The organism is Flavobacterium sp. WG21 (assembly GCF_000335775.1).
GTDB classification, from domain to species: Bacteria; Bacteroidota; Bacteroidia; order Flavobacteriales; family Flavobacteriaceae; genus Flavobacterium; species Flavobacterium tructae.
In genome coordinates, this window is the sequence record NZ_AMYW01000082.1 from 1 (window position 1) to 577 (window position 577).

The window sequence follows — 577 nt, forward strand, 5'->3', positions numbered from 1 at the left end:
AAATACTGACAAGCAAAGGAATTGAAACGGAGAGAAATTTTCAAAAAAAGATTCCAAAAAGCTTGCGAGTAAAGAAAGAAAGTTTTAAGTTTGCACCCCGCAAAACAAGGGAAGTTCATTGAAAGATTGGTAAGGAGAGAAGTTAAAAACGAAAAGAAATTTTCTAAAAAAAAACTTCAAAAAACTCTTGCCGATTAGAAATAAGTTTTCTACTTTTGCACCCGCTTTGAGAAACAAGCGAGATTAATAAAAAAGAATACGTTCGTAGACATATTGAATTGACAGCCGTCCCGATTAAATCGGGACAAAAGAATAAGAGTAATAGAATCGTAAGATTCGAAAAGAACCGATAGATATCATCGCAATATAATATAAAAATATACGATGAAGAGTTTGATCCTGGCTCAGGATGAACGCTAGCGGCAGGCTTAACACATGCAAGTCGAGGGGTATATGTCTTCGGATATAGAGACCGGCGCACGGGTGCGTAACGCGTATGCAATCTACCTTTTACAGAGGGATAGCCCAGAGAAATTTGGATTAATACCTCATAGTATAGTGACTCGGCATCGAGATA

The 577-nt window shown here is 37.3% G+C and carries 1 rRNA gene; it reads left to right on the forward strand.

Annotation, left to right across the window (positions count from 1 at the left end):
* Window positions 1-381: 381 nt before the first annotated feature.
* Window positions 382-577: ribosomal RNA gene (locus C245_RS0122545) — 16S ribosomal RNA — on the forward strand; the annotation flags it as partial.